The sequence below is a fragment of the Desulfobacula sp. genome (genome assembly GCF_021107415.1).
This window is the reverse complement of record NZ_JAIOSW010000306.1, coordinates 1-13980: the sequence shown is the minus strand read 5'-3', so window position 1 is coordinate 13980 and position 13980 is coordinate 1. Positions and strand designations below refer to the sequence as shown.

General features: G+C 42.7%; 11 protein-coding genes and 1 pseudogene. 7 read left to right on the top strand and 5 right to left on the bottom strand.

Annotation, left to right across the window (positions count from 1 at the left end; genetic code table 11):
- Both K8S13_RS15910 and K8S13_RS15905 read right to left on the bottom strand, forming a co-directional pair.
- Nucleotides 1-1695, bottom strand: a 1695-nt coding sequence (locus K8S13_RS15910) for an FAD-dependent oxidoreductase (RefSeq protein ID WP_291463978.1), incomplete at its 3' end; no start/stop codon positions are given.
- 33 nt (nucleotides 1696-1728) lie between these two features.
- Nucleotides 1729-3201 (bottom strand): annotated as a pseudogene (locus tag K8S13_RS15905) (trimethylamine methyltransferase family protein).
- A gap of 177 nt (nucleotides 3202-3378) precedes the next feature.
- Here K8S13_RS15905 and K8S13_RS15900 point away from each other — a divergent pair.
- A complete protein-coding gene (locus tag K8S13_RS15900; protein WP_291463977.1) occupies nucleotides 3379-4176 on the top strand; it encodes a TrmB family transcriptional regulator in 798 nt (265 codons plus the stop codon).
- On the top strand, nucleotides 4151-5239 hold the full coding sequence (locus K8S13_RS15895; RefSeq protein WP_291463976.1) for an NAD(P)/FAD-dependent oxidoreductase: 1089 nt from the start codon (nucleotides 4151-4153) through the stop codon (nucleotides 5237-5239). The genes K8S13_RS15900 and K8S13_RS15895 overlap by 26 nt, the downstream gene beginning before the upstream one ends.
- An 84-nt stretch (nucleotides 5240-5323) precedes the next feature.
- Here K8S13_RS15895 and K8S13_RS15890 read toward each other — a convergent pair whose 3' ends face one another.
- Together K8S13_RS15890 and K8S13_RS15885 are read right to left on the bottom strand one after the other, a co-directional pair.
- Nucleotides 5324-6994, bottom strand: coding sequence for an HD domain-containing phosphohydrolase (locus tag K8S13_RS15890; protein WP_291463975.1), 1671 nt, complete (start codon nucleotides 6992-6994; stop codon nucleotides 5324-5326).
- 25 nt (nucleotides 6995-7019) lie between these two features.
- Nucleotides 7020-8540, bottom strand: a complete 1521-nt coding sequence (locus K8S13_RS15885) for a cyclic nucleotide-binding domain-containing protein (RefSeq protein WP_291463973.1) — start codon at nucleotides 8538-8540, stop codon at nucleotides 7020-7022.
- Between the two features lie 446 nt (nucleotides 8541-8986).
- Here K8S13_RS15885 and K8S13_RS15880 point away from each other — a divergent pair, with 446 nt between their 5' ends.
- From K8S13_RS15880 to K8S13_RS15860, 5 genes are all read left to right on the top strand, one after another.
- Complete coding sequence (locus tag K8S13_RS15880; RefSeq protein ID WP_291463970.1) at nucleotides 8987-9838, top strand: transporter substrate-binding domain-containing protein; 852 nt, start codon at nucleotides 8987-8989, stop codon at nucleotides 9836-9838.
- Nucleotides 9839-9915: 77 nt separating this feature from the next.
- On the top strand, nucleotides 9916-10794 hold the full coding sequence (locus K8S13_RS15875; protein WP_291463968.1) for an amino acid ABC transporter permease: 879 nt from the start codon (nucleotides 9916-9918) through the stop codon (nucleotides 10792-10794).
- A gap of 17 nt (nucleotides 10795-10811) precedes the next feature.
- A complete protein-coding gene (locus K8S13_RS15870; RefSeq protein WP_367172661.1) occupies nucleotides 10812-11558 on the top strand; it encodes an amino acid ABC transporter ATP-binding protein in 747 nt (248 codons plus the stop codon).
- A gap of 15 nt (nucleotides 11559-11573) precedes the next feature.
- A complete protein-coding gene (locus K8S13_RS15865) occupies nucleotides 11574-12242 on the top strand; it encodes a GntR family transcriptional regulator (protein WP_291463966.1) in 669 nt (222 codons plus the stop codon).
- Nucleotides 12243-12277: 35 nt separating this feature from the next.
- Nucleotides 12278-13702, top strand: a complete 1425-nt coding sequence (locus tag K8S13_RS15860; protein WP_291463980.1) for a trimethylamine methyltransferase family protein — start codon at nucleotides 12278-12280, stop codon at nucleotides 13700-13702.
- Nucleotides 13703-13734: 32 nt separating this feature from the next.
- Here the strand turns inward: K8S13_RS15860 and K8S13_RS15855 are convergent.
- Nucleotides 13735-13980 (bottom strand): hypothetical protein (locus tag K8S13_RS15855; RefSeq protein WP_291463964.1); only part of this gene is annotated, 246 nt, incomplete at its 5' end.

Below are 13980 nucleotides of genomic sequence, written 5' to 3'. Positions count from 1 at the left end.
CCAGGTCTCTGCATGCCGATGCATGGTATCTGTGACAACAACCAGAAATTTTTCCTTTTCCAATTTTGCCACTGTCAGATCCGCTTCAAGCTTTCCGTCTTCATTCAGCCAGGGGGTGTATGTAATTTGATTAAGATTTTTATCAACTTCATTGGCTGAAATATAATTCAACACCTTTCCGGCATCACGTCCCTGGACATAAAATTTTGACATAAAAGACATGTCCATGAGAATAACATTTTCACGGGCAGCCGTATGTTCTGCCTCCCAAAAGGCAAACCAGTCTTCTTTACCCCAGGTATGGTTTTCAATTTTGGCTTCCTGTCCTTTGGGCGCAAACCAGTCCGCGCCTTCCCAGCCGCTGACGTCTTTAAAATAAGCACCCTGATCTTTTAAACGATCATAGACGGCAGATTTTTTTGCACCCCTTGCAGTTTTCATGGATTTATAAGGATAATGGCATTTATACACCATGCCAAGGGATTCAACGGTTCTGTGTCGTCTGTATTCAGGATTATTCTGATAGGTGTGCAGCCGATCGATATTAAAGCCTGTAATATCAACATCAGGTTTTCCGGTCATTATCCAGTGGGCCATCATCTTCCCGAGCCCCGGGCCCATGATAATACCCACCGAGTTCAATCCGGCTGTCACAAAATAATTTTTTAATTCAGGCGCCTCTCCAATGATGGCTGAAAGATCTGCAGTAAAACTTTCCGGACCACAGAAAAACTTCTTTATGCCCAATTCCTTTGAAATAGGGACCCGGGACATGGCTTTTTCCAAAAAAGGTCCCATGCGGTCCCAATCCGGTTCAATCTCACCAAAAGAAAAGGTTTCCGGAACCTGATTGAGTTTCCAGGGAGCACATTTGGGTTCAAATAAACCTATCATGAGACCGCCGACTTCTTCTCTGTAGTATCCATAGTGGGACGGATCTTCAAGGATCGGCATATTTTTTGGGATATCATCTATTTCTTCGGTGATCAGGTAATAATGCTCTGCTGACTGATTGGGAATATTAATGCCGTCAACCTCACCGATCTGACGGGCCCACATGCCGGCACAATTAACGACAACATCGGCCTGAATATCTCCATGAGTCGTTTTTACACCAGCGACAACGCCATTCTTCTTTATAATCCCGGTGGATGCCACCCCTTCAATAATATTTACCCCTTGATTCCGTGCACCTTTGGCCAGTGCCATAGTAGCATCCACAGGATTGACACGTCCATCCTCTTTTACATAAAAGCCTGCAAGCAGGTCATCGACACGGGCCAGGGGGAAGAGATCCTTGATTTCCTTTGGAGAAATTTCATTAACATCAATCCCGCAATAACGATTGAACTCCGCTACACGGCGGTATTCTTCCAAACGATCTTTATTACTGGCAGCCTCGATAAAACCGATCGGTTTAAACCCGGTTGCCAATCCTGTTTCCGCCTCAAGGCTGTTATAAAGATCCCGGCCATACAAACGCATTTCACATGCTGTTTCAGACAATGATCCAAAGGTCACCATCAGGCCCGCCGCATGCCATGTGGTTCCACAGGTTAATTCATCCCGTTCTAACAGGACAACATCTTTACAGCCCATATGGCCCAGGTGGTAGGCAATAGAACAGCCGATAATTCCCCCGCCAATGATGACAACATTGGCGTGCTCAGGCAGGGTTATATTTTTTTTTCCCATTTGGTATTCCTTTTTATAAAACTCAATATTTGCTTATTGTTTAATACCCATTTCTTTTTCCGTTTCCACAACAATGGATCGAATTTTTGCAAGGACATCATCCGAAAGCGGATCAGGCGTATGGTTTTCCAAAATATATCTAGCCTTTGCCATGGCCCTTTCATACGCAGTGGTTGCACCTGCCTTTTCCCAGGTTCCCCGCATTTTGCGATCAATCAATTCAACTTTTGACTGGCTTCTCATCCATTTGAATGTGTGTTTGTGCATGAGGTAATCTCCGCCCGGGCCTATCTCCTTGATAGGATCGATGGCAAGAGTTTCATCATTCACAGGAATACCTAAAATCGTATGTTTAATCATACGGGCAAACTCACAATCTAAAACCAATTGGCCATAATCAAAAGTGATACCGCTTTCCAGCATGCCCGAACCGTAAATCATATTGGCACCTGCCAATGCGGGTATAAGTCCGGTGAGTGTTTTCTCATGGCCAGTCTGGGTATCAGATATTTTACTGTCGCCCTACTGCCCGGCCACATAACTGGGCAAGGCATAATACCGGGCAAGACGAGCCACTGCCCCGCTGATAACCGCACACTCGGGTGTGCCCACGCTGGCTGAGGCAAGTTTCAGATCCATGGCTGTGGTGGAACTGCCGTAAATAACAGGGGTCCCTTTTCGGGTAAGCTGTGCCAGCGTGATTCCGGAAAGGACTTCTGCATTGTGATTCACCAGCGTACCTGCCAGGGTTACAGGAGATGTTCCGCCTGCCATGGCCATGGATAAAATATTACAGACCACATTGTTTCGTGCGGCTTCCATGATAATCTCACAACAGTCGGAAATCAGTTTTAACGGACTTACCGGGCATGTTGTAAAAGAAATAATGGGACGGTTTTTAAATTCTTTTACACCACCGGCAATGGCTTCACCCATTTTAATAATTTTCTTTAAAAATCTGCCATTCCCGGGTCCAAAGGCACAATGTTTAGTGGTATGAGTCAAATAGGCTTCTGCATTGTGAAGCGGTACTGTCTCCTGATTGACATCATGGGCGCCAAGCGCTTTTTCACAAAAATCAATTTCAGGAAGAGCGTCAATGACTATGGCAGAATCAATCAAATCCTTTTTTACCGGGCTTCGATTTTCTCCTGTATACGGATCATTCACCATTACGCCTTCACTGAAATTGGTAAAATAAACCCGGGTATTTTCCAGCACAATATCATGTTTGGGATCACGGCCATAGAGCACTACTTTTGGAGGCGCTGATCGAATGGCATCTTCCACCATATAAGGCGGAATCTTAACAATTTTTGTGTCACGGTCAACAATAGCTCCCCCCTCTTCAAAATAATCCAGAGCAGTTTCATCTTCTATAAAAACACCTGTTTCATTGAGAACTTCAAGGGTTCCATAGTGAATCTCATCCAGCTCGTCATTCGTTAGAATATTGAGACTCAATCCGGAGCCAAGTTGCCTTCCAGCATGAAAATTACGTTTCATATGGTTATACCTCGCAACTATTAATTAATAAATGTTACTACTGACAGGGTAACATTACTCTTGTTTTTCTTTACCAAACTCTTTATATTGATGTCAAGTTCAAAATAAGCAACTAATATAAAAGGGTAAAAATGATATATCCGGCATAACTTAACAAGCTGAATCAAAGGTCTTTTAATGACAAAAATAAATACGGAACTTAAACTTGGGCTGTCGGATTATGCCCTGACTGCCTATATTTCTCTGGCAGCAAACCATCCGGTTAACGGATCACAATTAAGTCGTCAATCAGGCATACCCAGAGCCAGAATATATGATGTTTTAGAAACGCTTTCCGCTAAAGGATTTGTCATTGAGTCCAGTAAAGGCATGTACACGCCTATTCCATCCGAGGAACTGATTCGAAGGCTGCGCCAGGATTTTGAGGCCGTGCTTTCTTCCCTGGAAGAAAAATTAAAAAATACCAAACAAAAGCCTGAAAAGGATGTCATCTGGACAATCAAAGGGTACGCCGCTGCTATGGGCAAGGCAAAAGAGATGATCGACAAGGCAAAAAATGAAATTTATATTCGACTGTCTCCGGAAGAAGGACAGCATCTTGACTCAAAACTGATGATGGCAGAATCACGCGGTGTGCAGGTCAAATATATTTCAATGAAACCCGGTCCTCAAAAATTTAAACTTCAGATAATTCATCCTTGCCCTGAACCTTGTGAAGAAAATTCAAACACCAGATTCTTTGATATTGTTATGGATAAAGAAGAAATTCTATGTGGAATGTTTATTGATGGGCTTGATGAGGATGAAGAAGGCTCGGTTATTAACTGGGGTCAAAACAAACGATTTGTCTTGTCAGGCCGGGACAGTCTGCGTCATGATTTTTTTCATTATTTTCTTCATAAAGTCCAAAATGAAAAAAGAAAACTCACGCAAAAGGAAACTGCTCTTTATGAATTTATCCAAAAAGATATTTGACGTTGATACCATCATTATCGGAGGCGGTCTCAGCGGTATCTATGCCGCCTACCTGCTGTCCCAAAAAAATAAATCTTTTGTCATCCTGGAGGCTCGTACGCGTATCGGCGGCAGGATTTTAAGCACCGAACATCAAGGTTTTTTTTCCGATCTCGGCCCTTCCTGGTACTGGCCCTCAATCAACCCGAAAATAGTCCAACTTATTCAATCCCTGGGTCTTTCGGGCTTTCACCAGTTTGAAGAGGGCTTGGGCCGTTTTCAAAATTCCAATGGACTAATCCAGACTGTCAGTGGTTACGACATGGAGCCCCCCTGCTGGCGACTTTCAGGCGGCATGATGGCTTTGATCACAAAACTCTGTGAAGGTATTCCTGAAAACGCCATCAGACTCAATCACCCGGTCTGTGAGATCGAAAAAAAATCCACTGGTGCTCTGGTCAGCGTTGGTGAACTGGAGAAAGAGCCCTGGAGTCGGTTCACTACCAAAAAGATAATCCTTGCTCTGCCGCCGCGCCTTGCCGCCGCCACCATTCTCTTTACCCCTGACCTGTCTCATAATTTGACCCAGGCAATGCTGAGAATCGGTACATGGATGGCAGGTCAGGCGAAGTTTTGTGCCCTCTACGAAGAACCATATTGGCGGCAAGCAGGCCTCTCGGGTCAAGCTTTCAGCCAGCAGGGTCCCATGGGCGAGATTCATGACGCATCCAATAACAGCCAAGGTCCCTACGGACTGACAGGATTTGTCAGCATTCCGGCAGTGCAACGCAACCATCAGCAACGCCTCACCGAGGCGATTTTTTCACAACTTGCAACCATTTACGGCAAACCGGCATCCCAGCCAACGACCTTCTTCTATCAGGATTGGGCCCGTGAACGATTTACCGCCACCCAGTTCGATCAGCCGCCGATGTATGAACACCCCCTCTATCACCCACCTGCAGGCAAAACCTCCATTTGGGACGGTACCATCCATTTTGCCGGCACGGAAACCGCGGACCAGCACGGCGGTTATCTCGAAGGCGCTCTGACCTCTGCCGAACGGGCGGTGATGAACCACTAGTGTATACCAAAAGGACATAATGAAAAACTATACATTCTCAGATTTAACAAGTTCATTCTCACCAGCACTTATCAATTTTTAATATTAAAATTGTTTTCGTATTAAATCAAATTGACTTGAACTTGCAGAAAATGCATCAACAATATCAGGATCAAAATGTTGTTCGCGTTCACTTTGAATGATCTCTAGGGCAGTGTTATGGGAATATGCTTCCTTATAAATACGCTTTGAGGTTAGTGCATCATAGACATCACAGACGGCAACTATCCGTGCAGACAATGGGATCTCATCTGATTTAATGCCATATGGATAACCTTTTCCATTCCATTTTTCATGGTGAAAGTAGGCAATCTCCCTGCCCAGGATCAGAAATGATTTTCCTTTAATTTTTGATTCAACCGCCTTGAGGGTATCTCCACCGTATTTGCAATGTTTTTTAATGATATTGAACTCTCCGGATGTAAGCCGACCCGGTTTTAACAAAATTGAGTCAGGAATACCGACCTTTCCGATATCATGCAGGATAGAAGAAAGATGTATGTTCTCAACATATTCATCATTAATCGTATCGTGAAACCCTGTAAAATTTCCCAGTTCTGTGGTAAGTACTTTAGAGTATTTCTGAATTCTTTCAAGATGAAAGCCCGTGTCTTTGTCCCTGTACTCGGTTAAGGTTGCAAGTCCCATGATAGTGGCGGCTCTGGTATTTTTTAATGTATCAAAGGAATTAATAAGATCATTCTCCAGTCTTTTTTTAAACGAAATATCTCTTAAGACCAGTTGATACCCGATACTATCACCGGATTTCTGCAGAGCCTTTGCACTGCATTCCATATCAATAATTTCATTTTGGCTGTTAATTACCCTGAATTGAAAATCCCTAATCTCAACACGCCTGAAAAGTTGATCCAGCATTAAATTATTTACATTTTCCAAATCTTTCGGGTGTATAAATTCCATGAGCGAGAGTCTTTTCCCTGCTGCCTTTTCATCCTTGATTAATTTGTAAAAATTGGGGTTTGCGATCAGGATGATCCCATTGGAATCTATCAATACCAGGCTGTCTATGATATTTTCATAGAGCTCTTTATATCTGAGTTCTGATTCTTCATTCCTTTTGATACGAATTTTAACTTCTTTTTCAAGGTTGGCAGCATAATAATCTAAGTCTTTGCGCAACATAAATTCCTTTTCACGGGATTTATAATCCTCATGACTTTTAACCACACTGACGATGAAAAAGAATAGAAAGAAAAAATTATTATTAAAAAAAAGCAGGCGGCTTTGTGTTTCAGGTTCATTAAAAAACAGAACAGGAAGAACATAGATCAGGTACATAAGGATACCAGATCCGATAGACTGGTAGAAATTCAGTGGGAGGATGGAGGAAAAGGCAACCACTATACATATCAAGCCGACATAATAAAAAGAATCATACCCGCCGGTTTGCACCACCATTATTGAGATAGCAGTTCCGCAACAGATATACCCGGCAATTGAAATAAGAAAAGGATGGTTTCTGCCATACTCTTTTTTATGGACAAAGAGAAGACATAATAACGAACAAGAAACAACTGCCCTGTACACAAAAAAGGATTGGAAATACTCATTGACCACAAAGTAATCAAGGATCAGAAAGGTGGGAAAAAGAATAAACCCGACCCAGAACAGCAGGTAGACTCGTTTGTTAAAAAATCTGTTCAGCTCATTTTTAAACTCCAGGGCATTATGATAATCAATGGTAAGCTTTTCCATTAAATATAAATCGAACCAAAGGCGACTATTCTTTAGCAGCAATGGCAAAAAGTTGTATGCCGGCCTCCTTTTCAGCTACAATTTCAACTGTGTTGCAAAATTTGCTTTTAGAAAAAATAGAGATCAGTTCATCCTGCTCTCTATAAATTAAACGCCATTCAAGAAGATGGTCCATGAAAATTTTATCTGGGTTGGGCCTGAAATTGCCTATTACAAGAACGCCTCCCGGATTTAAAAATTCATGGCACCTGTTTGCCAACATCAAAAACAGGTCTTCATCAAGATAGTCAAAAAGGCCTCCGGAATAAATGATATCCTGTTTTTCCAGGTTATGTGAGGATGTGCCCAAAGCCCATTTAATAAGATTATCTTTCATGAAACTGATTTTGGCTTTATGAGAGAATATTTTTGACATCTTGTCTGTGTATTTCAATGCTTCAGGGTCAATGTCAAGGCAGATGGCATTGATTTTTTCATCCTCGCCAAACCCTCTGATAAAATCAAAAAGTTCCCGGCTGGGACCACAGGCAAGATTCATAATATTTACTTTTTCTTTTTGCTTGAGAACACGGGCGCTCTGTTCATTGAGCATCTCAGCCAAAAATTTTCTTCGACCTCTGACAGCCCGGCATGGAGGACGGTTTAACAGCCAGGCATCAACAAGCTTTCCCATCATACCATCACCGGATGGCTGGTTTCGGTACATCATTTCAATCATTTTAAAGTCACCGGCATATCCGTTGGGTTTAAAATAGGCTCTTTCTGTCAGGCTGCTTCGCATGAAGTAGGGAAATGTCTCTTTAAAAAGATATCCCCAGACCTCATCTTTGAGTTCAGAACTCTCAAGGGTATCGTTGAAAATTTCAAGATCGTTAAAAAATGCATCCATTGCTGTATTGAAATTAAATTGAATCTTTTCTGGGATCTTGTCTGATGTTGCCTGCTGCAGACGAAGGGAGATGTTAAAAAGTTCTGCTTTTAATTCCTCAACAATCTGGTTGCTCTGTCTTCCTTCTTTGGTTTTAAAAAAATCCAGGGGAAGCGGTCGTGATTCAACAAAAGTGTGTGCACCTGTGGAAAGGGATGCAGCGTAGGCCTTAAGGGGTTCACTCTCTTCTAAAACCCTGCGAAATTTTTTGCATATTGACCTTGTAATGAATGTGATAAACCTTCCATAAAGTTCTGGGTCATCATTTTGCATTTTTTCAACACGTTCACCGGAAAAAACTTTTATATTTGTATTTTCAATGGCACCAATATCCCTTACCCGGGATATCCCATCAAAAAAGCCTATTTCACCAAAAAAGTCTTTGGCCCCCAGAACAGCAACCACCACTTTGGTATCATCTAAAGTATAGGATACATCCATTGCACCGTTTTCAATATAATAAAGGGACCTGGAAGACTCATCCCTTATTTTCAAATCCTGACCTTTTTTCAAACTCAGGTTTCGTGAATAGGGCATGATTTCCTGTATGAGCATTTTTCCCAGAAAAGACTTGTTAATATTCCGTGTTGATTCTTTGACAGCAGATACGGTGGTCATAGCATTTCCTCCATTGAAGAACAACTCCATTGCCCATAAAATGCAAGATCAGTACCACAACTCAGATTAAATCTGCATTGCGGTAAAAAGACCTTATATGTTGGTAAAAAAGGAAATCATACCTGAAAAGTAAAAAAACTTTTGATTAAATTTCGATAAAAGAGGCTAAATATAGCTATTGCAAAGTGCAATTTTAATCATAAATATCAATTTTATTGCACTATACTCTCTGGAACTTATCAAGAACAACCAGAATTTTTTTGAAAACTAAAATTTTCCTGGTGTTTGAAAAGGAAAACAAAATTTAAAAAACTTGACATATGAAAATGTTCTATATACGGTTTTAATCGAGTAAAAATTGTTCAACAATTTATGTTCATCAATAAACTCCCGGAGCTTTTTCCGGGGCAATTTAAATCAATTTTAATATAAACAGGAGATTTACCATGAAAAAAAATTTTGGGATCTGGATTTTAATCACAGGATTAGTCTTTGCCTTTACCGGAACCGGTATGGCCGGAACATCCGTACTTGAGGAAATCCTTGGAGCAAACACCATCAAGGTGTCCACTGATGCTAATTATGCACCCCAGAGCTTTCTCAATGATAAAGGAGAGCTGGAAGGATTTGATATCAGTGTAGCAAAGGAAGTTGCCAAAAGACTGGGAGTCCAGGTAAAATTCATTACACCGGACTGGGATCTCATTACTGCAGGAAAATGGGGAAAACGATGGGATATCTCCATTGGATCCATGACCCCCACAGCGGAAAGGAAACACGCCCTTTTGTTCACTATACCTTACTACAGCTCCCCAGCCCAGTTTGCTGTTCACAAGGATAACACTACCATCGCTACCCTGGCTGATCTTAAGGGAAAAAGAATTGGGGTTGCCACGGAAACCACCAATGAAAGATACCTGGAAAGAAATCTGGCCATTGAAGATGTGGAAATTATTTACCAGGACTGGAAACCCGGTAAAATAAAAACCTATCCCACGGATGCAAACCATATTGAAGACTTATCCCTGGGTGACGGAGCGAGACTGGATGCCATCTTTACATCCAGGCAGACTCTTGCTGAAGCCATCCGATCCGGATGCGGAAACGGCTGTCCTTTAAAAATGCTGGGTGACCCTACCTATTATGAACCCCTTAGTTTTGCTCTGGATAAAAGCCGTGCCAACAGCCAGACCCTTGTAGACAAACTCAATGAAATTTTAAAATCCATGTATGACGACGGTACTCTGGTCAAGCTGTCGAAAAAATTCTATCACACAAATCTGATTCCCAAACTATAACAGGAAAATTAAGAAGCAGTCTTGGAGTCTAACTAGTGTCTGACAAAGGCTGCTTCTTGATTATTAAGGAGCAGTTGATGGAAAATACGACAGCAGACCCACAAACACCATTGATACTTTCCGGAATACCTCCGGAAGCCGAAGCAACCCTCCGGGGAATTGAAGCAAAACAAACAAAATACAAGCGCAATCTAATCATTGCCTTTGCTGTCTTAATTACGTTTATGATGAGCGCCTTTATCATCATAGGGCTTGATTTTAGGTTCATGGTCAAATGGCTGCCGTTTATTCTTACCGGTATCGGATATACACTTCTGGTCTCCTTTCTTGCGATATCCCTGGCATGTGTTCTGGCAATCGCAGGTGCCCTGGGCCGCCTGTCTTTAAATCCTGTTCTGAACAGTATTGCCACATCCTATGTTTCAGTTATACGGGGAACCCCTCTGCTGGTTCAGGTGTACATGTGGTATATCGCACTTCCCCAGATCGGTAAATCCCTTGAAGAACTTGGAATCCCGGGCATGCAGGTATTATTCACGCTGCCGGCAATACCGGCCGGAATCCTGGCCCTGGGAGTCTGTTATGGTGCTTATATGACGGAAACTGCCCGTGCCGGTATCCAGTCCATAAAAATCGGCCAGGTGGAGGCGGCCAAAGCACTGGGCATGACCAACAGCCAGGCCATGCGCAGGATCATATTTCCCCAGGCAGTCCGGGTGATCATACCACCGGTATCAAATGAGTTTATCGCCATGATCAAAGACTCTTCCCTGGTATCTCTCATGGGAGTATGGGAGTTGAGCTTCAGGGCTATAAAAATTGGAAGGCGACACTTTCAATCCCTGGAGATGCTCATCATGGTGGCGGTGATTTACTGGGTCATGTGCTTTCTTTTACAAATAGTTCAGGAAAAAATTGAAGCATACATCGCCCGGGGTGACAGGAGGACATCATGATGAAAAATTCAAATCCCATGGTAAAAGTTACCAATATTCACAAAGTATTTGACCAAAAGCATCACGTGCTTTGCGGCATTGATCTTGAGGTGAATTCAGGGGAAACAATTGTTATTTTAGGTCCCTCCGGGTCTGGGAAAAGTACACTTCTGCGCTGCATAAATCTTCTGGAAGAACCCACGGCAGGAACCATTGAAGTAGACGGAACCGTCATTCATGCCGGGGAAGACAGCAAACAACGGGACAGCCAGATTCTTGATATTCGGACAAAGACAGGCATGTGTTTTCAATCCTTTAATCTGTTTCCCCATATGACGGTACTTGAAAATATTATTGAGGGACCGACAATAGTTCTGAAACAAAACAAAAAACAGGCCATTCCTTATGCCGAGGAACTCCTTGAGTGGGTCGGATTAACAGAAAAACGCGATGAACATCCCTCCCGCCTGTCCGGCGGGCAGCAACAGAGAGTTGCCATTGCCAGAAGTCTTGCCATGAAGCCCAAGGTCATGTTGTTTGATGAGCCCACTTCAGCGCTTGATCCTGAACTGATCGGGGAGGTGGTAGAAGTCATGGAGCGACTGGCAAAGGAAGGCATGACCATCATCGCCGTGACCCATGAAATGCATTTTGCCCGTGATGTGGCCGACCGGGTTCTGATTATGGAAGAAGGAATCTGGCTTGAAGAAGGGACTCCGGAACAAATTTTCACCCATCCAAAACATCAGAGAACCCGGGAATTCCTGTCTCATATCCTGCAGTAAATGTGGAGATGATAAATGAACCAAAGCTCAGAAGATCTGGCATATAACAAAATCAAGGTTGCCATCAGCAAGGGCTATATTAAAAAGGGAAACAAACTCAAGGAAGTTGCCCTTGCAAAAAGCCTGGGCATGAGCCGGGCCACCATAAAAGGGGCGATTAAACGACTGGTATTTGAAGGCCTGGCTGAATCATCGCTCCATAAAGGGGCATCTGTTGTCAATCCTTCCCTGGAAGAAATAAAAGAGTCTTTTATGGTAAGAGCCCAGCTTGAAAAAATGGCCTCATCCCTGGCTGCCAGGAAACTTGGCCCCAAAGATTTTGATGAACTCCATAAATTGATCCAGAAAGAAAAAGAAGTTTTTACCGCCCATAAACAGGATCAGGAATATGAAATCAACAATGCATTCCACATGAAAATTGCTGAAAAATCCGGTAACCGGGTTCTGGTCCATTATGTAAAGGAACTTTTACAGAAAACAACCATCTATCTGATCTTATTTGATCCGTTTTATCAGCTGGTGGATGTTAACAATACCTCTCCTGATGAGCACCAGGAAATTGTTCAATGGCTGGAGGAGCAAAATGGGGAAAAAGCAGGGCTTGCCATGGAACATCATCTGGAAACTGTCATGAGTGGTATTGATGTAAAAAAGCTTCTTCCAGATGATTATTTGTCTGTTTAAAAAAATCCAACAGATATGAATGTAGAAAAGGAAAAATAAGATCCATGACAACGGTAACCCCCAAATTACAGGTTTTAACGGCAGAACAGAAAAAAAAAGTGCATTGTGATGCTGTATCCATCCTCAAAAATACTGGTGTTCTTGTTGAAGAAGACGGAGCAAAAAAATTATTTGAAAAGGCAATCGGCAAATCCCATAATGACCAACGTGTGCGGATACCCGAAGAACTGATCCAATGGGCAATCAATGCCTCTCCTTCCACAATTAATATCCACAATCGGCTTTGTGATCCTAGTTTTGAACTGACAGGAGACGGAACCCGTGCACCCGTGTTCGGTATTGGAGTGACCAATCTGCAGTATCAGGATCCCTTTAACAAAGAGATCACACAATTTCACAGACAACATATGTCTGCTGCGGTCGGGCTTGGAAATACGCTTGACGGGTATGATTTTATTTCAACACCGGGTGTTATTCAGGACCTGCCACCGAAAAACGCTGAACTTTTCGGTGTCCTGGAAATGCTGGCCAATACGACAAAACCCCTGGTCCTGCTGATTTCCAACTTTGAATTGTTCAATCCGGCACTGGATCTGTGCCAGCATCTTATCGGAGACATTTCCAAAAATCCGTTTCTGATCCCCTATGTAAACCCCATTACCCCGCTGGTCTTAAATGCTGAAACCACCCTGAAAATGGATGCGGCCATTAAACGGGGGCTGCCCCTTATTTTTTCCAACTATGGCATGTCCGGGGCCACCTGTCCCATCACACCGGCCGGGACACTGGCCCTGCTCACGGCTGAACTGCTGGCAGGACTGGTATTCAGCCAGCTTGTAAAACAAGGGGCTCCTATAATCCTGGGAAGTCTTCCTGCGGCTTTTGACATGAAAAATGCAGGCAGTTTTTATTCTCCACACACATTATTGCTGAACCTGGCATGTGCGGAAATGATGGTCTCCTACAACATCCCCCATTGCGGTACATCCGGATCAGGAAACGGCTGGGGAGCAGATCTTCTGGCCGGGACAACTCTGTGCATGAATCATTTTTCTTCCTGTCTCGGGTCTGCCGGAATGGTCCCTTTTGTGGGCGGTAATTTTGATTCCCTTGTTTTCTCTCCGGAACTTGTGGTCTATGCAGATGATGTAATCTGCCAGTCCAGAAAATTTGCCTCGGGATTTTCATTGGAAGATGAAGAAATCGGATTCCCTGATATTGAAAACATCGGATCGGGCGGCAATTTTCTTATGTCCGACCTTACGATAAAATTATTTCGCGATTCTCAATTTTCAAGCAGGATCTGGCCGTTTTTAACCCTTGATAAATGGACAGGGCAGGGTCAACCAACGGCTGAAAAAATTTTAAGAGACAGGACCTGTGAACTTTTAAACAACCCGATAAGACCAAAAGATCATAATAAAATCATATCAAAGGGAGAGACTTTTTTAGCATCATAATTGAGCTAAATATAATCCTTGCTTTACCGAGTTTACACTTTGATATGCTTTCGTTTTTCTTTTCCCAATAGTGTTGGCAAGCCATACTTTTTTGTAATTCTCGGTTGTGTGTCATCTCGTATTAATTTCAAATGTGTATTGCTTTTGCAATGGATTTTCAATGCATCATACTCTTGTTTTTCTTTATAATATTTTGAGCTTGGATTTGTAATATCCCTGCGGCTGACCAAGTAATGTCTTTGTATAAAATTTAATATTAAAGAATTTAATTTTGAGCT